This is a genomic window from Pacificoceanicola niger, from assembly GCF_048553275.1.
GTDB lineage: Bacteria > Pseudomonadota > Alphaproteobacteria > Rhodobacterales > Rhodobacteraceae > Pacificoceanicola.
This window is the reverse complement of record NZ_JBLZMW010000003.1, coordinates 80,208-104,075: the sequence shown is the minus strand read 5'-3', so window position 1 is coordinate 104,075 and position 23,868 is coordinate 80,208. Positions and strand designations below refer to the sequence as shown.

Genomic DNA, 23,868 nt, shown 5'->3' with positions numbered 1-23,868 from the left:
TCACGCTGCCTCATCTGAAGGGCTGTGTTCCTCGCCGCCGAACTCCGTCGGAACGACCTGTGCGGCATAGCCGACTTCGTTCAGGTGTCGCGCGAAGATATCGGTGTAACCGTGCGTTGGATATATGTTTTCCGCCCCTGTTTCCCTGATTGCGCCGAGCAATCCCTCCCAGTCGGCATGATCGGAGACGACGAACCCCCGATCCGGCCCGCGCCGCCGCCGGATTCCGCGCAGCGCCATCCAGCCGCTTGCGAAACCGGTGGACGCGTTCTTGAAACGGCGCGACCACTGACTGCCGAGCGCGGAGGGCGGCGCGATGACGAGTGCCCCCGCCAGAGCTTTGACATCCAGATCGGGTGTGACCTGGATCGTATCCGGCAAGGTGTAGCCCTGCGCGCGCAGGATCGCGTTTGTTGCCTCCACCGCGCCCTGTGTCAGGATCGGACCGATCTCCGGGTCAAGCATATGCAAAAGTCGCTGCGCCTTGCCCAGGGAGTAGGCGCCGAGCAGGGCGAAGCCGCCCGCCGCTGCCTGCGCCGCCCACCACGCGTTGATCTCTTCCGCGACGCGCTCTTGCGCGCGCCATTTGAACACGGGCAGGCCAAAGGTGCATTCGGTGATGAAGTGCTGACACGTCACCGGCTCGAACGCTTCGCACAGCCCGTCAGGGGTGGTTTTGTAGTCGCCGGAAACGACCCAGACTTCGCCGCCGTGTTCCACGCGCACCTGCGCAGATCCCGGAATGTGGCCTGCGGGATGGAAGCTGACGGTGACGCCGCCGATGTCCCGTGTCTCGCCATAGGCCACACCTTCGGCGTGAATGTCGCCAAGACGATGGCGCATGACCGGCAGCGCCTGATGCGTGGCGAGGTAGGCGCCATGGCCGGGGCGGGCATGATCCGCGTGACCATGGGTGATGATGGCGCGCGCAACCGGGCGCCACGGGTCGATGTGGAAATCGCCGCGCGGGCAAAAGATGCCGCGATCGGTGAAGATGAGGAGCGGATCAGCCATACCGGCGAGATAGGCGCGCGCCGCAGGCTGTCCAGATCAGGCGATCAGCGCGTGCCTGGCAGAGGCGCCTTCGAAGAGGGAAATGATCTGCGCGTGGAGGTGTTCGCGACGCTCTTCACCCTCCATGAGGACTTCGTGTTCGCCCTCGTCGACCATCACCAGCTTGCCACCGGGCCAATGCGCCATGCGCTCGCGGATGCGCGAGACGTCGACAATGCGTTCATTGGTTCCGGTGAAACACAGGCAGGGCAGGGTCGGCGACGGGCGGCGCGCCAGCATCCGGGTTTCGCGCAGCGCCTCGTGCAGCCAGCCAAGCGAGGGGCCGCCAAGCTGCAATTCGGGCTGGGCCAGGACCTGCCGCCGCATGTAATCCCACATGTCCGGATCAGTGGTCAGCAGATTGCCCTCGAACGGGGCGGAGGCGACGTAGCTGTCGATGCCGGTGCCGGGCGCATAATGATGCGACAGCCCCACACGCTTGCTGCCCCAGGAAAGCGCCCAGGCGGCGGGACGCAGCGGATCCGCGATGCGAATGCCCCACATCGGCCCGGTGAAGACGCAGGAGGCCACAGGCAGCCCCTCCATCACGGCGTGAAGACCGATACAGCCGCCCATCGAGTGGGCAATCAGGTGCATCGGCTGCGGCAGGCCAAGTTCGGCTGCGGTGTGCAGGATGGCGGCCACGTCGGTTTGATAGTCATCGAAGACATGGACATGTCCGGTGCGCGGATCGTCGAGCATACGCTCGGCCATGCCCTGGCCGCGCCAGTCGATTGCGAGGGTGTGGTAGCCGGCGGCGGCGAGGGCTGCCGCCGTCCGGCCGTATTTCTCGATGTATTCGGTGCGTCCGGGGAAAAGCAGCACCGTACCCCGTGCCGTACCATCCACCGGATAGTGGCCGATGCGCAGGCGCAGGCCATCCTCGGAGGTAATCCACCAGGCCCGCGAGTCTGCGGGGCCTTCGGCAAGATCGGAGTGGAACGGGGCAGGTGTCAGCATCACATTATCCCAGAAGCGTTGCGAGGCGCATGGCTGCGCCCATGTCTCCGTCGATCGTCAGTTTCCCGGCCATGAAAGCGTTGGTCGGGTTCAATTCGCCGTCAAAGATCTGTTGGAAGGTCTCGGGCTCGGCGGTAAGCGTCACGTCCGCATCCTCATCGGCGATCCGGGCTCCGCTCGAATCGACCATCAGGCTGCCGTCGCCCTCCAGAACGAACTTGGCGGTGCCGTCAAAGCCCTCGCCGTCCAGTTTTTCGTTCAAAGCCGCCACGGCGGTCGTCAAGGTGTCGCTCATTAGTCGTCCTCTCGGTTTCGTGCGCTGGAAATGTCCGGCGCAGGCGCTACACTACCGGCACACTATGAGCGTAGGTATAATGGACTTCAAATCTACCCTTGCGGCACTTCTGGCCACAGTCATGTTTTCCCTACCACAGGGCGCATCGGCGGAATCCCGCGCCGCAGAGCTTCTGCAACAGTTGCAATCGGCGGAGGATTCAACGGCGGCGGCGCGGCTGGAAAGCCAAGTCATTGACGAATGGTCGAAATCCGGATCGCCGTCGATGGACCTGCTTCTCAAGCGTGGCAATGATGCCCTCGAACGCGGCGCATTCGACGAGGCGGCGGAGCATTTTCGCGCGCTGAGCGATCATGCGCCGGATTTTGCCGAAGGCTGGCACGGGCTGGGCCTTGCCTACTTTCAGATGGAGCGTCTGGGACCGGCTATGGATGCGCTGGAGCGGACACTGGCTCTCAACCCGCACCACTTCGGCGCTTTGCGCGGTGTTGGCGCGGTGCATGAGCAGACCGGTCATCCCGTGCTTGCCTACGAGGCCTATCAAAGGGTACTGGAACTCAGGCCGCACGATGAGGACGTTCTCTCGGCGCTCAAGCGGCTCGAAGTCGAAGTAAAGGGCGTCACGCTCTGAAGTAAAAAGGCGGCCCCATGGCCATGAGCGCACGGATCGCGGCTATCCTCGGTCCGACCAACACCGGCAAGACCCACTATGCCATCGACCGGATGCTCGGCTACCGCACGGGTATCATCGGCTTGCCGCTGCGGCTGCTGGCGCGCGAGGTCTATGACAAGATCGTCGCGCTGCGCGGTCCGTCCGTGGTGGCGCTTGTCACCGGCGAAGAGCGTATCGTGCCGCCACGCACCCAATATTGGGTGTGCACGGTGGAGGCGATGCCGGAGGGGTTGGGTACGGATTTCGTCGGTGTGGACGAGATCCAGCTCTGCGCCGATCCCGAGCGCGGCCATGTCTTTACCGACCGTCTGCTGCGGATGCGCGGCACGCATGAAACGCTGTTCATGGGGTCCGACACGATGCGCGGCCCCATTGCCCAACTGGTGCCCGGTGTTGAATTCGTCCGTCGGGAGCGCATGAGCCAATTGGTCTATGCTGGTTCGAAAAAGATAAGCCGGATGCCTCCGCGCACCGCGATTGTAGGATTTTCGGTTGATAATGTCTATGCGATTGCCGAACTCCTGAAGCGCCAGAAGGGCGGCGCGGCGGTCGTCATGGGGGCGCTCAGCCCGCGCACGCGCAACGCGCAGGTCGAGATGTACCAGAATGGCGAGGTCGATTACCTGGTGGCGACGGACGCCATCGGCATGGGCCTCAACCTGGACATCGACCACGTGGCCTTTTCCAGTCTGACGAAATTTGACGGGCGGCGGATGCGTCCCCTGATGCCGAATGAGCTGGCGCAGATCGCCGGGCGCGCGGGGCGGGGCATGAGCCACGGCACTTTCGGCACCACGGGCGACGCGGGCCAGATCCCCGACGACTGGGTCGAGGCGATCACGGATCACCGGTTCACTCCGCTGAAAAAGCTCAACTGGCGCAATGCCGCGTTGAGATTCGGCTCGATCGATGCGCTGGACCAAAGCCTTTGCGTGGCGCCGGATCACGACACATTGGTAAAGGCGCGAGAGGCGGATGACCTGCGGGCGCTGCGCGCGCTGGCGTCTGAAACGGAGGTACGGGCCCGCGCGAGTAGCCCGCAATCCGTGCAACTTCTGTGGGATGTGTGCCGAATCCCGGATTTTCGCGGAATTTCGCCGGCGGAACATGCCGGCCTGTTGCAGGTTATCTTCCAGCATCTGCACGAAACTGGTAAGGTTCCGGACGACTTTCTGGCCCGCCAACTCAAGCGGATCGACCGAACGGATGGCGATATTGACACATTGTCGAAACGTCTCGCCTATATCCGCACGTGGACCTATGTGGCGCAGCGGCGTGACTGGGTGCGTGACGAAACCCATTGGCGCGAGGCAACCCGCGCTGTAGAAGACAGCCTGTCGGACGCCCTGCATGCGGCGCTGACTCAAAGATTTGTAGACCGGCGGACCAGTGTTCTGCTTCGGCGGTTGAAACAGAAGGAGGCCCTTTTGGCCGATGTAAACGATCAAGGTGAAGTGACCGTCGAAGGTGAATTCGTCGGGAAACTCGAAGGGTTCCGGTTCCGCCAGGACAAGGATGCTCAAGGCCAGGAGGCCAAGACCCTAAAGGCAGCCTCGCTTCAGGCGCTGGCGCCGCATTTCCATCTGCGCGCGGATCGGTTGTACAATGCACCCGATACCGAGATCGACTTTACCGAGCAGGGTGGTCTGATGTGGGGCGAGCAGGCCGTAGGCAAGCTCGCCAAGGGCGATGATGCGCTCAAACCGCGTGTCGTGGCCTTCGTCGACGACGAAGCCGGTGCCGATGTGGCCCAGAAGGTCGAGCGCCGTCTGCAGCATTTTATTGATCGCAAGATCGCCGCGCAGTTCGAGCCGCTGCAAAAACTGCAGGGCGACGAGGCGCTGACCGGGCTTGCACGCGGGTTCGCCTTCCAGCTTGTTGAAGGCATGGGCGTTATTCCCCGCTCCGCCGTGGCCGAGGAAGTCAAATCGCTGGATCAGGACGCCCGTGGCGCGCTGCGCAAACACGGCGTTCGCTTCGGTCAGTACACGATTTTCATGCCGCTTCTTCTCAAGCCCGCGCCGACCCGTCTGCGTCTGGTGCTTTGGAGCCTTTACAACGGGTTGGACGAATTCCCGGAGGCGCCGCCGCCGGGGCTGGTGACGGTGCCGAACATGGCAGAGGTGCCGGAGCAGCACTACACGCTGGCAGGATACCGTAAGGCGGGACAGCGCGCGATCCGTATCGACATGCTGGAGCGTCTGGCGGATATGATCCGCACCGAGGACAGCCGGGGCGGCTTCGAAGCCAAAGCGGACATGCTGTCGATCACCGGCATGACACTGGAGCAATTCGCCGACCTCATGGGCGGACTGGGCTATAACGCCGAGAAGGGCGAGCGGGCAAAGGTCAAGGCCGTCGATGCGGTCGTTCAGCCCGAAACCGGTGAGCAAGTGGAGGGTGAGGCCACCCACACCGCACCGGACACGCCGGTCATGGACGTGGCGGCCGAAACGCCTGCGACCCTGGAGCCTGGCGCCGGGGAGGTCCCAACGCCCGCAGATGTGGCAGAGCCGGTTGCCGCGCTTGAGGATCAGGGCGAGGCGCCCGTCTCCGTGGAGCCCGCAGAGACCACGGACGCTGCCTCCAACGAAGCCGTCGTGCCGGATATGCCTGCCGAAGAGAACGCAGTGGGCACCGCACCGGACGCCGCCGTGGCCGGTCCCGAGTTGGAGGTTTTCTATACCTTCACATGGGGCGGAAACCGGGGCGGCCGCAATGAGCGCCGGGGTGGCGGACGCCCGCGCCGTGACGGCGATGCGCAGGGCAAAGGCGCGGCCAGCGGCAAGCCGCGCGGCAAAGGCGGCCCGAAGGGCAAAGGCAAAGGGGGGCCGAAAGGCGATCGGGATCGCGGTCCCAAAACCTTCCAGTCGCGTCCCGAAAAGAAGGATCGGATCGACCCGGACAATCCTTTCGCCGCGGCACTCATGGGGTTGAAGGACAAGAAGTAAGTGGCTGAGACGCCCGGCAAACTCCGCATCGACAAATGGCTCTGGCATGCCCGTTTCTTCAAGACGCGCACGCTGGCCGCCAAAGAAGTCGGCGCGGGGCATTGCCGGGTAAACGGCACCCCTGTGGCCAAACCGGCCTTCTCGGTGGCCGCCGGTGACGTTCTGACCTTCCGCAAGGATCGTGACATTCGCGTGATCAAGGTCGTGGCGCTCGGCGAGCGGCGCGGCCCGGCCCCGGAGGCGCAGGCCCTCTACGAGGACCTTGATCCGCCAAAGCCCCGGGATGAGACGGATATTCCGCCAATTCGCCGTCTGGAAGGCAACGCGCGCCCAACCAAGCGTGATCGCAGGAAACTCGATCTTGATCGGCGCGGGGCGCTTGAATGATCCCGGAGGCTGGTCTAGCTAGTCCGGCGAAGCGCCTGAACTGGATGTGAAACAATGACCTACGTCGTCGTCGACAACTGCATCGCCTGCAAATACACCGATTGCGTGGAAGTGTGTCCCGTGGATTGCTTCTACGAAGGCGAGAACATGCTGGTGATTCACCCCGATGAATGCATCGATTGCGGCGTCTGCGAGCCAGAGTGCCCCGCCGACGCGATCCGCCCGGACACGGAGCCGGACATGGATAAATGGGTGGAGTTCAACCGCAAGTATTCGGAAATGTGGCCTGTGATCATTACCAAGAAGGATCAGCTGCCCGAAGCCGAAGAGCGGGACGGCGAAGCCGACAAGATGAACAAATACTTCTCCGAAGCGCCGGGTGAAGGTGGCTGATTGATTCGCGCCACGCGATTGGACCGACCGGCAAGAAAGCAGTCTATAATCTTGTAAAGATTGAACATAATGCGAATCGCGTCACCGCTACCAGTGGGACGAATTTTGTGTTACACTCTTTCCATAAATGGAACCGAAAAGCACAGGGTGCCGGGCTGCAGTGCAGTTAAGCGCGTAATCTGACAGCGATACAATCGGGTGAACGGAAGCGTGTAAGCCTCCGGTCGCTCTTTTTGTCGCCTGTGCGAAGTTGCGAGGATGCGACGTAAATGAGCAAAGCCAAAAAATCCGAATTCCGTCCCAACGATTACGTGGTCTATCCGGCGCATGGCGTCGGCCAGATCGTCAACATCGAAGAGCAGGAGATCGCCGGCATCCAGCTGGAGCTTTTCGTGATCTCCTTCGAGAAAGACAAGATGACCCTTCGTGTGCCGACTCACAAGGCAACCGAAGTGGGCATGCGCTCTCTCAGCTCGCCGGACGTTGTGGATCAGGCTATGAAGACGCTCAAGGGCAAGGCCAAGGTCAAGCGGGCGATGTGGTCGCGCCGCGCCCAGGAGTATGAGCAAAAGATCAACTCGGGCGACCTGATTGCCATTGCCGAAGTGGTGCGCGATCTGCACCGCGCCGATGATCAGCGCGAGCAAAGCTACTCGGAGCGTCAGCTGTACGAGGCGGCCCTGGAGCGTCTGACCCGCGAAGTTGCGGCGGTCGCTGGCGGTGACGAGGTGGCTGCGGCCAAGCAGGTCGGCGACGTTCTGGATCTGCGCGCCGCCTGATCTGGACGGATTTGTGCTTTGAGGGTCGCCGCGAGGCGGCCCTTTTTTGTGCCTGTCCCATTGCCGATGGGGGCGGGGGAGATCAGGCGGCGTCGCTGTCCTTTTGCGCCCGGGCTTCCAGTGTCTCGAAGAGCTTGCGCTCCAGTTCTTTCTCAAGCTCCTGCGCCCGCGCCAGATACGCCGGATTGTCCGCCGCGCTTTTCGTCGGATCCCAAAGCGAAGCCAGTTCCCGGATATTACGCCGATCCTGATGGAAAAAGGTCTCTTGTGCGATGGCGGCTTCGTATTCGCTCATGCCGACATTCTCCAGGACATAGCGCCCGGCGCGCAGGGCGCTGTCGAACAGCTCGCGCACGATATCATCCGCGCCCGCTTGATAGAGCTGATAGACATGGGTCCGGTCGCGCGCCCGCGCAACGATATGCAGATCGGGACGGATACGGCGGGCATAGGCCACAAGGCGATTGACCTGCTTGGGATCGTCGAGCGCCACAACCAGAACCCGCGCCGTGTCGATCCCGGCAGCATGCAGAAGTTCGGGCCGGGTCGGATCTCCGAAGAAGCCTTTGTAGCCCATGGCGCGCATCATCTGGATGGTTTGCATGTCGCGATCAATGACCACGGCTTTCTTGCCGGCGCTTTGAAGCAGGCGATAGACCAGCTGCCCGAAACGGCCGATCCCGGCAATGATGACTGGCCCTTGCTCGTCTATCTCGTCGTCTTCAATGGTCTCGGTGGCCGTATCCAACCGTTTTTCCAGCCAGTCGAACAACAGGAACAGCAGCGGGGTGATCAGCATCGACAGCGCGACGATCAGCAAGAGCCGGTCGCCAAGCTGTGTTGTCAGAACCTGCTGTTGCAGCGCGAAGGAGATCAGCACAAAGCCGAATTCCCCGGCCTGCGCGAGCCCGAGGGTAAACAGCCACCGCCCGCGGCCCTTGAGTTTGAACCCCACGCCAAGCACGTAGAGCACCGTGCCTTTCAACACGATCACCCCAAGCGCGAGGCCGAGGATGGTGAATGGCTCGCGTCCGAAGGCATCGACGTCGATCCCCGCGCCCACGGTGATGAAAAACAGCCCGAGCAGCAGGCCCTTGAAGGGTTCGATGTCCGATTCCAGCTCGTGGCGGAATTCCGAGTTGGCAAGCACGACCCCGGCAAGGAAGGTGCCGAGCGCCGGCGAAATCCCGACCAGCATCATCAGCGCGCCAATGCCGCAGACGATCAACAGCGCCACTGCGGTGAACATCTCCGGCAGGCGCGAGGCATGGATGAAGCGAAACAGCGGCCGCGCGCCGTAGATCCCGCCGAGAATGATCGCCGCAATGGCGGCCAGCGTGACCAGAGCCACACCCCAGCCGGGCAGGCCTTCAACAAGCGACAAGCCGTGGTGAACCTCGCCGCCCGCCGGGCGGCGGCTGATGGAGCCATCCGGATTTGCGGAGATCGGCGCGACCGTAGCAAGCAGCGGAATGGCGACGAGCATCGGAATCACCGCGATGTCCTGGGTCAGCAGCACCGAGAAGGTGGCCCGCCCGCCAGAGGTCTGGATCAGCCCCTTCTCGGTCAGGGTCTGCAGCACGATCGCGGTCGAGGAGAGCGCGAGGATCATGCCAACGGCAAGCGCCGTCTGCCACAGCATCCCGAGCATGGAGCAGGCGATCAGCACAGCCAGCATCGTCAGTACGATTTGCAGCCCGCCAAGCCCGATCAACCGGTGCCGCATGTCCCAAAGCGCCCGGGGTTCGAGTTCCAGACCGATGAGGAACAGCATCATCACAACGCCGAATTCAGCGAAATGGCGTAGGTCTTCCGTGTCGGCGACAAGGCCAAGGCCGGGTCCGATAATCAGCCCGGCGATCAGATACCCAAGCACCGATCCCAGCCCGAGACGCGCGGCCACGGGCACCGCGATGACCGCCGCTGCCAGAAAGACCGATGCTTCGAGGAGAAAGGAATCCATTGGGTGCCTGCCTTTTTGCTTTGCTCCGGATGATGTCTTGTGACGACGGGTAAAGGCAACAGGCGCCGGGCTTTCTGTGGATCAAATCTGCCCTATTGCTGGGCTTTGCGCGTATTTTCCGGGAAACCGGCGTGGGAGGCGGAGCGAAAGACCGGACCAGCGCGGCGCGGGCTGCGTGGGCAGGCCATGGCGCAGCTGCGTCCAATCGAGGCGATCGTGCAGCAGGGCACGATACAGCGGGAAAACGCCGGGTCTGAGATAGGGCGACCAATGGCACACCCGGCGCAGCGGCGGGGCGACAGGAAATCCCAGTCGGCGCAGCGCGGCGAGGGTTTGCACATCGTCAAGCTGCACGGTGACAAGCCCCGGATGGCGCAGAGCGCCAAAGCCGAGCATCCGCGCTTTGGGGCCGGGCGCCGGGACGCTGCGTTCGAGCAGGAAGTCGAACAGGTCATTCTCCCGGCTGGTCACGTTGAGCAGGCGCAGCGCCGGCCCGGCGGCGGCCAGTGCCTGCTCCGCATGGTTTTCGAAATCCGCCGCGGCCAGCGCGATGAGGGTGCGCACGGTGCCTGGCGGACTTGAACGAAGCGCCGAGAGCGCGACGCGCACGCCAAGCGAATGACCGACGATATGGATCGGGCGCGCCGGGGTCAGCGCGCGCAGGCGATTCAGAAGCACCGCAAGATCGCCGCCCGCAGATTCCGCCGCGTGCCAGGCCTGACGGATCGTGCCGCGTGCCGCCCAACCAAAGCAAATGCCAAGCCCCTCGCCGCGCTGTCCGCGCAGCCCAAGGTGCCGGGGCCAGCTGAGCACACGCCCGCCGGGTTGCCTCGGTTTGCCAGCCAAAATCCCGATGAACGGGCAATACACGGGATCCCCGGGCAGGTATTTGTAGCCATGGATCATGATCGTGATCGGTCCCGGATCGGCCGCAAGCGCGTGGCGCAGGGTGGGCAACAATGGTGCCGTGGCCCCATGCAATGCAGGTCCGGTTTCGCTGGCAGAAATTCGTAGTAGGGGCATGGCCGCGTCTCACTACATCTTGTGGCCTCGGTGTCTCAGAAGGCTGCGATGATTTCGTGAAGCATTTGTTACGCCTGCGTGACGCCCTTGATTTTGCCGCGCAACACCCGTATGCGAGCGGCGTGGCGATTTGTTACCGGATTGCGGGCCACGGCACGAGGCGCATTGGCGCCGACGTTCCAAAACCGCTAAAGAGGTCAGACGAAGGGCTCCTTTCGCTTGACCGCGATCGGGGCTTTTTTATTTGGCGCGGGCGCCAAGGAGAATGGACATGAGCGAACAGGGCAAAACCAGCCGCCGCACTCAATTGGTGCACGGGGGCACCAAGCGCAGCCAGTGGAACGAGGTTTCCGAGGCCGTCTTTCTGACGCAGGGCTTCGTGTACGACACCGCAGAGGCCGCAGAGCAGCGGTTTATCAAGGCCGCTGACAACGAATTCATCTATGCCCGCTATGGCAACCCGACCATGCGCATGTTCGAAGACCGGCTGAGCGGCTATCTCGGCTTCGAGGATGGCTTTGCCTGCGCCTCGGGCATGGCGGCGGTGAACGGCGCGCTGATGTCGCTGCTGAAGGCCGGCGATCATGTTGTGGCGTCGCGGGCGCTGTTCGGCTCCTGCCTTTATGTGCTGGAAGACATCCTGTCCCGCTTCGGTGTCGAGGTGACGCTTGTCGATGGCACGGACAACGCGGCCTGGGATGCGGCGCTGCGCGCGGATACGCGGCTTGTCTTTCTCGAATCGATTTCCAACCCGACGCTTGAAGTCATTGATCTCAAGCATGTTTGTGACGCTGCGCACAAGGTCGGGGCGTTGGTTCTGGTCGATGATGCCATGGCGACACCGGTGTTTTCCTATGCCCGCGACTGCGGCGCGGACCTTTGCATCATTTCGACGACCAAACATGTGGACGGGCAGGGGCGGATGCTTGGCGGTCTGATCTGCGGCCCGAAAGAGCTGATCCGTGGCCCGGTCGAGGCCTATATGAAGCACACCGGCAGTGCGATGAACCCGTTTACAGCATGGACGCACCTGAAGGCGCTTGAAACGCTGGAGCTGCGGGTGAAGGCGCAGGCGGCGGGCGCTCTGGCGGTGGCTGATGCATTGTCGGGGCATGAAAAGCTCAACAGCGTGCGCTATCCGACCCACGCGGCGCATCCGCAGTGCGCCCTGGCCCAAAGCCAGTCGGAGGCGGGCGGTACGGTGCTGACCTTTGATGTCAAAGGCGGCAAGGACGCCTGTTTCCGCGTTCTCAACGCGCTGCAGACCATCCTGATTTCCAACAACTTCGCCGATGCCAAGTCCATCGCGACACACCCGGCCACCACCACCCACCAGCGCCTGCCGCAGGAACAAAAGGATCTGCTTGGCATCACGCCCGGTCTCGTGCGCCTGTCTGTTGGCCTGGAGGCGGTGGAAGACATCATCGCGGATCTGATGCAGGCGCTGGACGCAGCGTGATGTCTTTTCCGGACGGTGCCGGGGCGCGAACTTGCGTCCCGGCACTTTAATTCTGAACCGATCTGTCGTTTTGTGCGTATGACTCAGCGTGATTGGAAATTGCACTGCGCAACTCCTATGTATGACTTGAACCACGACGGGCAGGGGAGATCCCCATGAATATGTTTACGCCGGAAATTGACCGGAAACCGAGCCGCGACGAAGCCGAGGCGGCGCTGGCGCTGCTCCGGCATTGGGCGGATGGCAAGCCGGGCACCGAGCTGCGCGATCTCGATCCTGCGGTGGCGCGCCTGGTGGATCTCGCTCCAGAGGAATACCCGGCCCTGCGCCGCGCCTATCCTGACGAATTTGCGGTCGATCCGGCTTATAAGGAGTCTCTGCCGGATCTGCAGAACGGACCATCCTCCCTGATCAAAGGGGCAAACCGGGCGATTCAGCACGTGGGCATTTCCAACTTCCGCCTGCCGCTGCAATTCCGCACCCGCGACAATGGCGATCTGACGCTGGAGACAAGCGTCACCGGAACGGTCAGCCTCGATGCGGACAAGAAGGGCATCAACATGTCCCGCATCATGCGCTCCTTCTACGCGCATGCGGAAAAGACCTTCAGCTTCGAAGTGATTGAGGCGGCGCTGGATGACTACAAGACCGATCTCGAAAGCTTCGATGCCCGTATCAACATGCGGTTTTCCTTCCCGATGAAGGTCCGTTCGCTGCGGTCCGGGCTCTCCGGTTACCAATATTACGACATTGCGCTGGAGTTGGTCGAAGTGGACGGGGTGCGGCGCAAGATCATGCACCTCGACTATGTCTATTCGTCAACCTGCCCCTGCTCTCTGGAGCTTTCTGAACATGCGCGGCGCACGCGCGGTCAGCTGGCCACGCCGCATTCGCAGCGCTCCGTTGCGCGGGTCTCGGTCGAGGTGAAGGACGGCGAATGCCTGTGGTTCGAGGACCTGATCGAAATGTGCCGGGACGCGGTCCCGACAGAGACGCAGGTCATGGTCAAGCGTGAGGACGAGCAGGCGTTTGCCGAACTGAACGCCGCCAATCCGATTTTCGTCGAGGATGCCGCGCGCCTCTTTGCGCAGGGCTGTCAGGCCGATTTGCGGATTGGCGATTACCGTGTGGTCGCGTCGCATCAGGAAAGCCTGCATTCGCATGATGCTGTGTCTGTGCTGACAGAAGGGTCCTTGTTCGAGGCGGAAAGCCTTGATCCCAAACTGTTCTCCACGCTGTTTCACGTCGGCTGAAACGTCTGCAAACTGGCCTTTTCACAAAAGCGCCCGCTTCGACGGGCGTTTTTTTGTGCATCAAAGCCGCCGCGCGACAACGTGATGGACGGTTTCACGGTTTTATTACGCAAACTGTGCGATGTTGACGGGTGATGGGAGGAAGCCGATTGCCTGATTAGCCTGACAGGAGGTTTCCGAAATGCCGCGACACAACGTAAGGATCGCAATGGGACATGCGTCCCTTGCCAGGAAGATAGACTGCTATTTTTCCTCGATCGGGTTTGGCTTCAACCCCGGACAAATGCGCCGGGCGCGACTGCGCGAGATCATTGCGCTTGAGTCGGCCAGCGATCAACAGCTGGCGGATATGGGCCTTGATCGGAGCGATATCCTGCCGCATGTCTTCCGCGATTTGCTGAACTGAACCAAGACCGGTTCGGCCTGTCCGTTATTCCGAGCCGATGTGCATCCGCAGCGCCACCCTCAAGGCGCAAGGCGGTCCACGATGCAAGCGCGCTTGACAGCCCCGCGGACTGAGGCCAAGCCTGCGATCATGTTCGATATCCGCCCCGTCGCCTATGTCATCGGCCTGCTGGTCGCTTGTCTTGGCGGCACCATGTTCCTGCCGATGCTCGTGGACCTTGCCGAAGGGCGGGGGCATTGGACCGTGTTCTATGAAAGTGCGGCGATTACGATCCTCGTTGGCGGTCTGACCGCGCTGGCCTGCCGCAACGCGGTCAAGGAAGGGTTGACGATCCAGCAGACCTTTTTGCTCACTGTCGGCGTCTGGGCCGCGCTGCCGCTTTTTGGTGGTCTGCCGCTGATGTTGGGCGAGACACAGGCGAGCTTTACCGACGCTTATTTCGAGGCCATGTCCGGGCTCACCACCACCGGCTCCACCGTGCTGACCGGGCTCGACACGTTGCCCAAGGGTATCCTGCTCTGGCGCGGCCTTTTGCAGTGGCTTGGCGGCATCGGGATCATCGTGGTCGCCATGGTGTTCCTGCCGGAACTGCGCGTTGGCGGCATGCAGATCTTCCGCTCAGAAGCCTTCGAAACCATGGGCAAGATCCTGCCCCGTGCGACGCAGATCTCGTCCTCCATTTCAACGATCTACGTTTCTCTTACATTGATCTGCGCCGGCGCCTACCTGCTGTGTGGAATGAACCCATTCGACGCCTCGGTCCATGCGCTGACGACGATTTCGACGGGTGGTTTTGCCAATTACGACGCCTCTTTCGGCACGTTCTCCGGACCGGCGGAATATGTTGCCTCGGTGTTCATGATCCTCGCGGCCTTGCCGTTTGTGCGCTACGTGCAGCTGGTCGCAGGCAATCGCACGGCGATCTGGAAGGACGCGCAGATCCGTACCTTCCTTGCCATCATCCTTTTTCTCGTCTGCGTCACCACCGTCGCCCTGCTGTGGATATTCCCGCATCATCCGGAACAGGCCGTCCGCGAGTCTCTCTTCAACATTACGTCGATCATTTCCGGCACCGGCTATGCCAGCGTCGACTACATGGAGTGGGGCAGTTTCCTTGTCATGCTATTCTTCTTCATCGGGCTGATCGGCGGCTGCGCGGGATCGACCGCCTGCTCGGTCAAGGTTTTCCGCTACCAGTTGCTCTTCGCCTCGGTAAAGGTTCAGCTCAAGCGCATCTACTCGCCGCACGGCGTCTTCACACCGCAATACGAAGGCCGGCCCGTCACCGACGAGGTGCTCAGCTCCGTCATGTCCTTCTTCGTGTTCTTTGTGGTCTCGCTGGGTGTCCTTGCTGTGGGCTTGTCGCTGACAGGGCTCGATTTCATCACCTCGGTCAGCGGCGCCGCCACGGCCATTGCCAACATAGGCCCCGGTCTGGGCGATGAGATCGGCCCTGCGGGCAACTTCGCGGGGCTGAACGACACGGCGAAATGGATGCTGAGCTTTGCCATGCTGACCGGACGGCTCGAAGTTCTGGCCGTGTTCACGTTGTTTTCCATCCGTTTCTGGCGCGGCTGACCTTCTTCTCTTCACAAATACTCAAACGAAAACGCCCGCCTCCGGGGGAGACGGGCGTCTTTATGCGATACAGTCCGTAGGGCGGGGCTGTGCCCCGCACCCGGGCCTGCTCAGCCGATCTCGGCAAGGCGGGCGAGCGCCTCTTTGAGCTGTGCCTCTTCCGCCTCTCGCGCGGCCAGGTTGGCTTTGGTTTCTTCGACCACCTCTTCCGGAGCGCTCTCGGCGAACTTCGGGTTGTTCAGACGCCCGCGCAGCCCGCCGAGTTCCTTGCCAAGCTTGCCCAGCGTCTTCTCCAGACGCGCCTTTTCCTCGGCCACGTCGATGATATCCGCCAGCGGCAGGCCAAAGCTCGCGCCGCCCACAGGGACCGTCACACAGCCCTTGGGGAAGCTCTCGACGGTCTCAAGGCTTTCGATCCGCGCAAGGCGCTTGATCAGCGTCTCGTTGCGCTCCCACGCGCCGCGTTCGGTGTCATTAAGGCCAGTGACCAGCATCGGCACATATAGGCCCGCCGGGACGTGCATCTGCGCGCGGGCCGAGCGGACGCCTTCGATCAGGGCAATGACCCAGGACATCTCCGCCTCGGCCTCGGCGTCCACCAGATCGCTGCCATAGGTCGGCCAATCGGTCAGCATCAGGAAGCCATCGCGTTTGCCCGTCTCGGCCCAGAGCTCTTCGGTGATGAAGGGCATGATCGGGTGCAGCAGGATCAGGCATTGGTCAATGACCCAGGCCATCGTTGCCCGCGTCTCGGCCACCACGGCGGCGTCCTTGGAATCGAACAGTGGCTTGGAGAATTCCAGATACCAGTCGCAGACCTTGCCCCAAACGAACGCATAAAGCGCGCTGGCGGCGTCGTTGAAGCGGTATTCGGTCAGCGCCTTGTCCACGTCTTCGCGCACCTTCGCCGTCTCACCGACAATCCAGCGGTTGAGCGTGGCTTTGGGCGTCGGGATGGTGCCATCCGAGCCGCAGGCTTCGTTCATCTCCGCAAACCGCGCGGCGTTCCACAGCTTGGTGCCGAAGTTGCGATAGCCGGTGATCCGGTCGACGCTCATCTTCAGCACGCCGCCGATGGAGGCCATGGCAGCATTGTTGAAACGCAAGGCATCCGCGCCGTATTGGTCCACGATATCAAGCGGATCAATGACGTTGCCGGTGGTCTTCGACATCTTCTTGCCCTTCTCGTCGCGGACGAGCTGGTGCAGGTAGACGGTGTGGAAGGGAATTTCGCCGGTCACGGTCAGCGACTGCATGATCATCCGCGCCACCCAGAAGAACAGGATGTCAGAGCCGGTGATCAGCACATCGGTCGGGTGGAAACGTTTCAACGCGTCCGTCTCTTCTGGCCAGCCGAGCGTGCCGAAGGTCCAGAGACCGGAGGAAAACCAAGTGTCGAGGACGTCGGGGTCGCGGAACATCGGGATGGTCATTGGCCCTTCGAAGGTGCGGATCGTACCCTCGTCCCTCGTGTCCATGACGTCGATATCCGCCTGCAATACCTTGGCCGCCTCGAAGCGGTCGGCGACGATGCGTATGGAATAGTCGTCCGGGAATCGCAGCTTTGCTTTCTCCAGCGCCTCTTCCTCGGTGGCGGCGCAGAGCGCAATCCAGTCTTCTTCGCCGGGCAGGTACCAAACCGGAATCTGATGCCCCCACCAAAGCTGGCGCGAGATACACCACGGCTCGATGTTCTCCAGCCAGTGGTAATAGGTCTTCTCGCCGCTCTCCGGGATGATTTTGATATCGCCGCCGCGCACCGCGTCCAGCGCGGGGCCAACGACCTTTTCAGCGTCAACAAACCACTGGTCCGTCAGCATTGGTTCGATGACGACCTTGGAGCGGTCGCCAAACGGCTGCATGATCGGCTTCGCCTCGACCAGCGGGACAAGTTCCTCCGTGCGATCCTCGCCGCCTTCTTCCGGGGCGACCGGCTTTTTTACCGGCTTGCCAAGGCGCGGGTCGGTGGCGACGGTCATCACGGCGAGACCCTCTTCGGTAATCTCCCTCACAACAGCGTCGCGGGCCTCAAAACGATCCAGACCGCGCAGATGATCGGGGACCAGGTTGACCGCATCGGCCTCCGCCTCCGTCAGGGTCCGCTTGCCCTGCGCGACCTCCATGGCGATCTGTGCGGCCTCCGCATAGGGCGCACCATCGGAGCGCATTTGCCCGCGCGTATCCATCAGGCGATACATCGGGATGCCGCCGCGCTTGGCGACCTGATAGTCGTTGAAGTCATGCGCGCCGGTGATCTTCACCGCACCGGAACCGAAATTCGGGTCCGGGTATTCGTCGGTGATGATCGGGATCAGGCGGCGGTGTTCCTTCGGACCCACCGGGATCTCGCAGAGCTTACCGACGATGGGCGCATAGCGTTCATCGGTGGTGAAGACCGCAACGGCTCCGTCGCCAAGCATGGTCTCCGGGCGCGTCGTGGCAATCGAGATGTAATCGCGCTCCTCCTCGAAGACGACATTCCCGTCCTCGTCCTTCTCGACGTAGGTGTAGGTGACGCCATCCGCGAGCGGATACTTGAAGTGCCACATGTGGCCTGCGACTTCGATGTTCTCGACCTCAAGATCGGAAATCGCCGTCTCGAAATGCGGGTCCCAGTTCACGAGGCGCTTGCCGCGATAGATCAGGCCCTTTTCGTACATGTCTACGAAGACCTTGATCACCGCATCGTGGAAGTTGCCCTCGTTGCCCGCAGGCGCGCCCGGTGCGCCCGACATGGTAAACGCATTGCGTTCCCAGTCGCAGCTGTCCCCGAGCCGCTTCATCTGGTCGATGATCGTGCCGCCGTATTGCGTTTTCCAGTCCCAGACATGGGAGAGAAAGTCCTCACGGGACATATCCCGCCGCGCCAGACCTTTCTCCGCCTTCAGCTTCTTCTCGACCTGAAGCTGCGTGGCGATGCCCGCATGGTCCTGACCCGGCTGCCACAAAGTGTCGAAGCCGCGCATCCGGTGCCAACGGACAAGGATATCCATGAGCGTATGGTTGAAGGCGTGGCCGACATGCAGCGCGCCGGTCACATTCGGCGGCGGCAGCATGATGCAGAAGCTGTCATCGCGCGATTTGTTCGCCCCGGCCCGGAAGGCCCCGGCCTTTTCCCATGCCTCATACAGGCGCGGTTCTGCGGATTTTGCGTCGAAACTCTTGTCCATCGCCATCGGTCATTTTCCCAATATTTGCTTGCTTTGGCAGATAGCGGGATGAGGCCGGGAATGAAAGGGCTTTGCCCTTGGATCGTGGGGATGGACGGGCCGGAAAAAGAAAACGGCGACGCTCAGGGAGGAGGAGAGAGCGTCGCCGTTCCATGTACGGGCACCCCAGGGAGGAGGAGAGGGGCCCCGATCCGAATTTTTGCGGCGGCTCCCAGGGAGGAGGAGAGGAAGCCGCCGCTCTGCATGTAGGCTCTCAGGGAGGAGGAGAGAGAACCCGCATGTCTCGAACCCGAAGGCCCGGTAAAAGCGCGGCAGCCACCCAGGGAGGAGGAGAGGGCTCTGCCGCTGTATGGCACCTTTCCCAGGGAGGAGGAGAGGGTCCGATGCCAATGCCGTGGACCGTCCGGTCCGAAATCTCGTGCGGCAGCTCCCAGGGAGGAGGAGAGGAAGCTGCCGCTTTGATGTCGATCCTCAGGGAGGAGGAGAGAGGATCTTCATCTTGTCGGGCCGTAAGGCCCGGTATTGAGCGCGATGACGTCAGGGAGGAGGAGAGACATCACCGCGATGGTCCCGAAGGGGTCAGGGAGGAGGAGAGACCCCGGCGGAATTCTTACATTTCGTAGGCCGCCTGATAGGCGACGCGGCGGATCATGGTCCGGTTCAGGCCGAGATCATTGAGTTCACGGTCGCTCAGGGACGCCAGCTCGCGGAAGGTCGTCTTGTAAACCTTGCGGCGGGAGAAACGAGCGCGCAGATCGCCTGTCAGCGTCGAGAAGAATGCCCCCAATCCGGAGGGAGCGCGGTTTGTAAGGTCGGTTGCGTATGCCATTGTATCGTGCCTCATTGGCCGGGTGTTACTGTCTGGTTGCGCTAAACATGGGGCAATTGCTGCACCTGCACAATAGACAGGGCGTCAATGCCGCTATGCAGCAAATGCATGGGAAGCAGAGGGGTTAAGTTTGTGTTAAGCTTGAAAAATGTGCACATTCTGGTGTCACGGTTGAGTTGACCTTAGGTTACAGCCACGTAATGCGGCAACACGCACAGAGGATGAGCATGGCAGAATTACTGGACGACGTTCGCAAAGCGCTTGAACGGCTTGAATTGCCGGACGGAGGAAACCTGATTTCCCGGGACATGATTCGAGCCCTGCGCGAAGAAACGGGTGCTGTGCGCTTTGTCATCGAAGCGCCAAGCCCCGAAATTGCCCGCCTGATGGAGCCGCTGCGCCAAGCGGCAGAGCGCGCTGTCGGGCAGGTGCCCGGCGTCACCTCGGTGAGCGCGGTGCTGACCGCACATGACGCGCCCAAGGCGCCCTCGTTGAAGATCGGCGGCCATGCCAAAGCGCAGGAAGGGCCGATGCGCCCGCCGGGCGTCAAGACCATCCTCGCCATCGGTTCGGGCAAGGGCGGCGTGGGCAAGTCCACCGTGTCTTCCAATCTTGCCGTGGCGCTGGCCCGCGCGGGCAAGCGCGTAGGACTGCTGGATGCGGATATTCACGGCCCTTCGCAGCCGCGCATGTTCGGCCTGACGGACAAGCCGCAAAGCCCGGACGGCAAGATGATCACGCCGCTCAAAGCCCATGGCGTCACGGTGATGTCCATTGGCTCGATGCTGGCCGAGGACAAGGCGGTGATCTGGCGTGGCCCGATGCTGATGGGCGCTCTGCAGCAGATGTTGATGCAAGTGAATTGGGGTACGCAGGATGTGCTGATCGTCGACCTGCCTCCCGGCACAGGAGACGTGCAGATGTCGTTGTGTCAGAAAAGCGAGGTCGCTGGCGCGATCGTCGTCAGCACGCCGCAGGACGTGGCACTGCTCGATGCGCGCAAGGCGCTGGACGCCTTTGCCACGCTCAAGACACCGGTGCTGGGGCTGATCGAGAACATGGCGGTGTTCACCTGTCCGCATTGCGGCAAGGACAGCCATATCTTCGGTCACGGCGGCGTCGCGGCGGAGGCGGAAAAGCTTGGCGTGCCGCTGCTGGCGCAATTGCCCATTGATCTTGAGACCCGGCTTGGCGGCGACGACGGCTGGCCGGTCGCACTGGGCGATGGGCCAATGGCGCAGGCCTACGCACAGCTGGCCGACAGGCTGATTCACGGCGGCATCCTGTAACGCCCGCCCCGGTGAGCTGCCGGTCCGAGATAAAGTCCCCGCGCGGCAGGATCACTGCGGCGCGCGGGGGCACAGTGCCGCTACTACACGATCGCAGGAAACCACCCAGAGGGTCTGGCCGGGATCAGCGGCGTCATTTCCGCCTTCTCCTGAACAAGAAAGTCCGGTGAACAAGAAAGTCAGGGGGGGCCGCCGGAAAAGAAACGGCGTCCCGAGGAAAACCGACTACCGGGCGATTCCCGATTCGGGCCGAAACCGTTCCTTTTGCTCACACGGCCTTTTGCAGCTGCAAGAATAGATCGGTCACAAGCGTCGCCGGATCGACATTGACGGCGCGAGCGTGGCGGGCACGGTCGGCGGCCTTCTGCGCCATGTCGGCCCAGCGTCGGGCGGCACGGACGTCCGGAGCGAGTTTGGGCAAAGCGGTGTGTTCGCCCGGCGCGGCCTCGGCTGCGGGCAGTTGTCCTGTGGCGCCGGTGCGGGCGATGCGCGCGGTCAGCAGGTCGGTCAATGTCAGCAGCAGGTCCAGCCGCTCCTCGCGTCCCTTTCCGCCGCAGCTGTCCGACAGGGCAAGCAATCTTGGACGGTCGAGGCTTGGCAGGCTGGAGAGTACGCCAAGCAGTTCGCGGTAGAGCGCAAGACCGTCAAGGTTCAGCAAGCGCACCGCCGCGCCGACGGAACCGCCAGCCAGTTCGGCCAGCGCCGCAGCGCCTGCGTCCGGTGTCTCTATGCCCGCCTGTGTCAGTGCCTCGGCCATCTGCCCGGCGTCAAGCGGGCCAAGCCGCAGTTCGCGGCAGCGTGAGCGGATCGTTGGTAACAGCCGGGCCGGCTGGTGCGAGATCAGCAGCAGCGTGGTGCGGGCGGGCGGCTCTTCGAGCATCTTGAGGATGGCATTGGCGGCCTGTACGTTCAGATCATCCGCAGCATCCACGATGACCACGCGCCGCCCGCCGTCAGCAGCAGAGAGCGCAAAGAAGTTCGCCAGCTTGCGCACCTCGCCGACGCGGATTTCTGCGGCCAGCTTGTCGCCCTTGTCGTTCGGGCCACGCCGGAGCAGAAACAGCCCCGGTTCGGAGAGCGCCATCATGCGGCGCGCCACCAGGTGTTCGGGGTCGATGTGCAGGCTTTCCGGCGGAGGCGGTGCGCCGAAAAGGCCGTCGTCCGCCTCTGGCGGCGTGGCCAGCAGGAACCGGGCTATGGCCCAGGCCAGCGTCGCCTTGCCCGTGCCGCGCGGGCCGGTGATCAGCCATCCGTGGTGCAGCCGCCCGGTGGTATAGGCCGTCAGGAAGTCGGCCTCGGCTCGCGGCTGACCGATCAGGCGCGGGGTCTCGCGCGGGTGCGGCGCACCGGGAACGCGGTCCGGTTCGGGCAGGGCGCTGTCGGTACTCATGACAGGTGGTCTTCGACGTGTTTACGGATCTCGGCGGCGACGGTCTCGGCGGAGTGGCCACCATCGACCACGCGAAAGCGCTTCGGGTGCGCATGGGCCAGTGCCAGAAAGCCGGTGCGCATCTGTTCCTGCAGTGCAAGGCCGAAGTCCTCGAAGCGTTCTTCTGCGGTGGCGCGGGATTTGGCACGGGGAAGGGCCTCGTGCGCGTCCATGTCGATGAGAATGGTAAGGTCCGGCTCGACCCCGATCATCAGCGCGTGCAGCGCGTCGACCTTGTCACGCAGGCCGGAGCGCCCCTGATAGAGGCGGGTGGAATCGGCGAAGCGGTCGCAGATCACCACGCTGCCCTTGTCCAGCGCTGGCCAGATCACCCGTTCGAGATGATCGCGGCGGGCGGCGGTGAACAGCAGCAGTTCGGTTTCGGCGGACCAGCGGTCCGGCTCGCCCTGCAGGACGAGCGCGCGGATTTCCTCTGCACCGGGGCTGCCACCGGGTTCGCGGGTCAGAACCACGTCGCGTCCGATGTTGCGCAGATGGTCAGCGAGGGCCTTGGTCTGGGTTGATTTTCCGGATCCGTCGATGCCTTCGAAGCTTATGAAAAGGCCGCGTTTTTTCACATGTTGTCCTGCGGTTGACCTGCGTCGGCGCCGCTGGGTTGATCCTGCAGGCGGGTGATGAGGTGTTTGCTCACGGTCATCATACGGTCCACGAAGCCGCCCGCCTCGACCGTGGATTTGGCAAAGAGCGGCACCCGGGTTTCCGGCAGCCCCTCTGGCGATATGATCAGCTCGGCCAACTGCTGCCCGGCCTGAATCGGGGCTTCGACGGGGCCGGTATAGACCACCTCGGCCTTCAGCCCGCCGGGCGTGGCGCGCGGTAGCAGCAGGGTGACATCCTTGTCCGCGACCAGCGCCACACTCTCCTGCGAGCCAAGCCAGACGTCAGCATCGGCGATCGCGCTGTCCTTGGTAACGATGGTCTGTTCGGCGAACTGCCGGAAGGCCCAGTTGACAATGCTTTCGGATTCCTCGGCGCGGGCCTTGGCGGTGTCGAGACCTGTGATGGCAAAAATCACCCGGCGTTCGCCCTGGGCCGCGCTGCCCACAAGACCATATCCCGCTTCCTGAGTGTGGCCGGTCTTGAGGCCATCGGCGCCAATGCCAAGGCCAAGCAACGGGTTGCGATTGTAGCGGTTCTGGCTTTCGTTTTCGTCGAAGAGGAATTCCTCCTGCGCGAACATCGGATAGAAATCTGGGAAGTCCTCGATGATATAGCGCGCCAGCAGGACCAGATCGCGCACGGACATGACATGGCCGTCGGCGGGCCATCCGTTGGCGTTCTTGAAGGTGGAAGAGGTCATGCCAAGCTGCTGGGCGCGCTGGGTCATCAGGCGGGCAAAACCGGCTTCGGTGCCATCGGGCGAGAGAGCCTCCGCGATCACGGCGCAGGCGTCATTGCCGGACAGCACGATGATCCCGCGCAGCAGGTCATCAACGGACACCCGTTCGCCCGCCTTGAGAAACAGCGTCGAGCCGCCGTAGTTCATCGCATGTTGCGAAACGCGCAGCTCCTCATCGAGGCGAAGGCGACCGTCGCGCACAGCCTCGAAGGCGAGGTAGAGAGTCATGAGTTTCGACATGGAGGCCGGTGGCAGGGCCTCATCGGCGCGTTTGGCCATAAGGACGGTGCCCGTTGTCTGATCCATGACAAAGGCGGCCTTGGCGCGGGTGTCGAAGGCGAACGCCTGGCTGGCCATGAGGGCCAGGGCGGCAACGCCAGTCAGAAGGCGACGGGGGAGGGCGGTCATGGGAATGCTCCTCTGGGGAATGCTCGAGTCAGCACGTTTATGGCCGATTGCGCCGGGGCTGTCACGCCGATGCGGCGGGGTTTTGCGCGTTCCGCGGCGGGACGGCCCTGTTGGCTGGACCGTGCAGCCTTTGGCGCTCTGTGGTGTGCAACAAAAAAAATCCCTGCGCTGAGGGGCGCAGGGATAAAATGTATCGCGAATGGGCGCGCC

The 23,868-nt window shown here is 62.8% G+C and carries 20 protein-coding genes; 10 read left to right on the top strand and 10 right to left on the bottom strand.

The genetic code is table 11. The annotated features are described in order from the left end of the window. The 3 genes from ACN2XU_RS05280 to ACN2XU_RS05270 are packed head-to-tail and all read right to left on the bottom strand — an operon-like array spanning position 1 to position 2,308. The gene (locus tag ACN2XU_RS05280) at positions 1-1,014 is read right to left on the bottom strand and encodes a ligase-associated DNA damage response exonuclease (protein ID WP_419409365.1); all 1,014 of its coding nucleotides are present in this window, start codon (positions 1,012-1,014) and stop codon (positions 1-3) included. A 36-nt stretch (positions 1,015-1,050) separates the two neighbouring features. After that, a complete protein-coding gene (locus ACN2XU_RS05275; protein WP_419409364.1) occupies positions 1,051-2,013 on the bottom strand; it encodes an alpha/beta fold hydrolase in 963 nt (320 codons plus the stop codon). Positions 2,014-2,017: 4 nt separating this feature from the next. Then, the gene (locus ACN2XU_RS05270; protein WP_419409363.1) at positions 2,018-2,308 is read right to left on the bottom strand and encodes an SCP2 sterol-binding domain-containing protein; all 291 of its coding nucleotides are present in this window, start codon (positions 2,306-2,308) and stop codon (positions 2,018-2,020) included. A 79-nt stretch (positions 2,309-2,387) separates the two neighbouring features. Here ACN2XU_RS05270 and ACN2XU_RS05265 point away from each other — a divergent pair, with 79 nt between their 5' ends. From ACN2XU_RS05265 to ACN2XU_RS05245, 5 genes are all read left to right on the top strand, one after another. Then, on the top strand, positions 2,388-2,939 hold the full coding sequence (locus ACN2XU_RS05265; protein ID WP_419409362.1) for a tetratricopeptide repeat protein: 552 nt from the start codon (positions 2,388-2,390) through the stop codon (positions 2,937-2,939). 17 nt (positions 2,940-2,956) lie between these two features. Then, positions 2,957-5,932, top strand: a complete 2,976-nt coding sequence (locus ACN2XU_RS05260) for a helicase-related protein (protein WP_419409361.1) — start codon at positions 2,957-2,959, stop codon at positions 5,930-5,932. Further along, positions 5,933-6,319, top strand: coding sequence for an RNA-binding S4 domain-containing protein (locus tag ACN2XU_RS05255; protein ID WP_419409360.1), 387 nt, complete (start codon positions 5,933-5,935; stop codon positions 6,317-6,319). It abuts the gene before it with no gap. A 54-nt stretch (positions 6,320-6,373) separates the two neighbouring features. Continuing rightward, entirely contained in the window at positions 6,374-6,712 is a 339-nt protein-coding gene (gene fdxA, locus ACN2XU_RS05250; protein ID WP_419409359.1) for a ferredoxin FdxA, read from the top strand. A gap of 269 nt (positions 6,713-6,981) precedes the next feature. Next, positions 6,982-7,491: a CarD family transcriptional regulator gene (locus ACN2XU_RS05245; RefSeq protein WP_419409358.1), complete on the top strand. Its 510-nt coding sequence runs from the start codon at positions 6,982-6,984 to the stop codon at positions 7,489-7,491. 82 nt (positions 7,492-7,573) lie between these two features. Here the strand turns inward: ACN2XU_RS05245 and ACN2XU_RS05240 are convergent, their stop codons facing one another. Further along, positions 7,574-9,454 (bottom strand): monovalent cation:proton antiporter-2 (CPA2) family protein, encoded by a 1,881-nt coding sequence (locus ACN2XU_RS05240; protein WP_419409357.1) that lies wholly within the window; start codon positions 9,452-9,454, stop codon positions 7,574-7,576. 81 nt (positions 9,455-9,535) lie between these two features. Next, positions 9,536-10,477 carry a hypothetical protein gene (locus ACN2XU_RS05235; protein WP_419409356.1) on the bottom strand — a complete coding sequence of 314 codons (942 nt, stop codon included), beginning with the start codon at positions 10,475-10,477 and terminating at the stop codon, positions 9,536-9,538. 271 nt (positions 10,478-10,748) lie between these two features. Here ACN2XU_RS05235 and ACN2XU_RS05230 point away from each other — a divergent pair, with 271 nt between their 5' ends. The 4 genes from ACN2XU_RS05230 (at position 10,749) to ACN2XU_RS05215 (ending at position 15,173) form a co-directional block, all read left to right on the top strand. Then, the gene (locus tag ACN2XU_RS05230) at positions 10,749-11,936 is read left to right on the top strand and encodes an aminotransferase class V-fold PLP-dependent enzyme (protein WP_419409355.1); all 1,188 of its coding nucleotides are present in this window, start codon (positions 10,749-10,751) and stop codon (positions 11,934-11,936) included. 155 nt (positions 11,937-12,091) lie between these two features. After that, positions 12,092-13,189 (top strand): GTP cyclohydrolase FolE2, encoded by a 1,098-nt coding sequence (gene folE2 / locus ACN2XU_RS05225; RefSeq protein WP_419409354.1) that lies wholly within the window; start codon positions 12,092-12,094, stop codon positions 13,187-13,189. A 181-nt stretch (positions 13,190-13,370) separates the two neighbouring features. Next, positions 13,371-13,595 carry a hypothetical protein gene (locus ACN2XU_RS05220; RefSeq protein ID WP_419409353.1) on the top strand — a complete coding sequence of 75 codons (225 nt, stop codon included), beginning with the start codon at positions 13,371-13,373 and terminating at the stop codon, positions 13,593-13,595. Positions 13,596-13,724: 129 nt separating this feature from the next. Beyond that, positions 13,725-15,173, top strand: a complete 1,449-nt coding sequence (locus tag ACN2XU_RS05215; protein WP_419409691.1) for a TrkH family potassium uptake protein — start codon at positions 13,725-13,727, stop codon at positions 15,171-15,173. A 110-nt stretch (positions 15,174-15,283) separates the two neighbouring features. Here ACN2XU_RS05215 and ACN2XU_RS05210 read toward each other — a convergent pair whose 3' ends face one another. Both ACN2XU_RS05210 and ACN2XU_RS05205 read right to left on the bottom strand, forming a co-directional pair. Continuing rightward, positions 15,284-18,349 (bottom strand): valine--tRNA ligase, encoded by a 3,066-nt coding sequence (locus ACN2XU_RS05210; RefSeq protein ID WP_419409352.1) that lies wholly within the window; start codon positions 18,347-18,349, stop codon positions 15,284-15,286. Positions 18,350-18,953: 604 nt separating this feature from the next. Next, the gene (locus tag ACN2XU_RS05205) at positions 18,954-19,172 is read right to left on the bottom strand and encodes a DUF1127 domain-containing protein (RefSeq protein WP_419409351.1); all 219 of its coding nucleotides are present in this window, start codon (positions 19,170-19,172) and stop codon (positions 18,954-18,956) included. Between the two features lie 227 nt (positions 19,173-19,399). Between ACN2XU_RS05205 and ACN2XU_RS05200 the strand changes: the two genes are divergently transcribed. Further along, on the top strand, positions 19,400-20,461 hold the full coding sequence (locus ACN2XU_RS05200; RefSeq protein WP_419409350.1) for an Mrp/NBP35 family ATP-binding protein: 1,062 nt from the start codon (positions 19,400-19,402) through the stop codon (positions 20,459-20,461). Between the two features lie 268 nt (positions 20,462-20,729). Here ACN2XU_RS05200 and ACN2XU_RS05195 read toward each other — a convergent pair whose 3' ends face one another. From ACN2XU_RS05195 to ACN2XU_RS05185, 3 genes are read right to left on the bottom strand one after another with little or no spacing between them, the layout of a single operon-like run. Beyond that, on the bottom strand, positions 20,730-21,851 hold the full coding sequence (locus ACN2XU_RS05195) for a DNA polymerase III subunit delta' (RefSeq protein ID WP_419409349.1): 1,122 nt from the start codon (positions 21,849-21,851) through the stop codon (positions 20,730-20,732). Continuing rightward, positions 21,848-22,468, bottom strand: coding sequence for a dTMP kinase (gene tmk / locus ACN2XU_RS05190; protein WP_419409348.1), 621 nt, complete (start codon positions 22,466-22,468; stop codon positions 21,848-21,850). Before tmk ends, ACN2XU_RS05195 begins: the two co-directional genes overlap by 4 nt. Then, positions 22,465-23,658, bottom strand: a complete 1,194-nt coding sequence (locus ACN2XU_RS05185) for a D-alanyl-D-alanine carboxypeptidase family protein (protein WP_419409347.1) — start codon at positions 23,656-23,658, stop codon at positions 22,465-22,467. Before ACN2XU_RS05185 ends, tmk begins: the two co-directional genes overlap by 4 nt. Between the last annotated feature and the right edge of the window lie 210 nt (positions 23,659-23,868).

Coding starts and splice junctions, on each gene's coding strand:
- ACN2XU_RS05245 (WP_419409358.1), top strand. CDS start 6,982: ATGAGCAAAGCCAAAAAATCCGAATTCCGTCCCAACGATTACGTGGTC.
- ACN2XU_RS05185 (WP_419409347.1), bottom strand. CDS start 23,658: ATGACCGCCCTCCCCCGTCGCCTTCTGACTGGCGTTGCCGCCCTGGCC.
- ACN2XU_RS05280 (WP_419409365.1), bottom strand. CDS start 1,014: ATGGCTGATCCGCTCCTCATCTTCACCGATCGCGGCATCTTTTGCCCG.
- fdxA (WP_419409359.1), top strand. CDS start 6,374: ATGACCTACGTCGTCGTCGACAACTGCATCGCCTGCAAATACACCGAT.
- ACN2XU_RS05205 (WP_419409351.1), bottom strand. CDS start 19,172: ATGGCATACGCAACCGACCTTACAAACCGCGCTCCCTCCGGATTGGGG.
- ACN2XU_RS05230 (WP_419409355.1), top strand. CDS start 10,749: ATGAGCGAACAGGGCAAAACCAGCCGCCGCACTCAATTGGTGCACGGG.
- ACN2XU_RS05210 (WP_419409352.1), bottom strand. CDS start 18,349: ATGGCGATGGACAAGAGTTTCGACGCAAAATCCGCAGAACCGCGCCTG.
- ACN2XU_RS05195 (WP_419409349.1), bottom strand. CDS start 21,851: ATGAGTACCGACAGCGCCCTGCCCGAACCGGACCGCGTTCCCGGTGCG.
- ACN2XU_RS05240 (WP_419409357.1), bottom strand. CDS start 9,454: ATGGATTCCTTTCTCCTCGAAGCATCGGTCTTTCTGGCAGCGGCGGTC.
- ACN2XU_RS05265 (WP_419409362.1), top strand. CDS start 2,388: ATGGACTTCAAATCTACCCTTGCGGCACTTCTGGCCACAGTCATGTTT.
- ACN2XU_RS05220 (WP_419409353.1), top strand. CDS start 13,371: ATGCCGCGACACAACGTAAGGATCGCAATGGGACATGCGTCCCTTGCC.
- ACN2XU_RS05235 (WP_419409356.1), bottom strand. CDS start 10,477: ATGCCCCTACTACGAATTTCTGCCAGCGAAACCGGACCTGCATTGCAT.
- ACN2XU_RS05270 (WP_419409363.1), bottom strand. CDS start 2,308: ATGAGCGACACCTTGACGACCGCCGTGGCGGCTTTGAACGAAAAACTG.
- ACN2XU_RS05215 (WP_419409691.1), top strand. CDS start 13,725: ATGTTCGATATCCGCCCCGTCGCCTATGTCATCGGCCTGCTGGTCGCT.
- ACN2XU_RS05200 (WP_419409350.1), top strand. CDS start 19,400: ATGGCAGAATTACTGGACGACGTTCGCAAAGCGCTTGAACGGCTTGAA.
- folE2 (WP_419409354.1), top strand. CDS start 12,092: ATGAATATGTTTACGCCGGAAATTGACCGGAAACCGAGCCGCGACGAA.
- ACN2XU_RS05275 (WP_419409364.1), bottom strand. CDS start 2,013: ATGCTGACACCTGCCCCGTTCCACTCCGATCTTGCCGAAGGCCCCGCA.
- ACN2XU_RS05260 (WP_419409361.1), top strand. CDS start 2,957: ATGGCCATGAGCGCACGGATCGCGGCTATCCTCGGTCCGACCAACACC.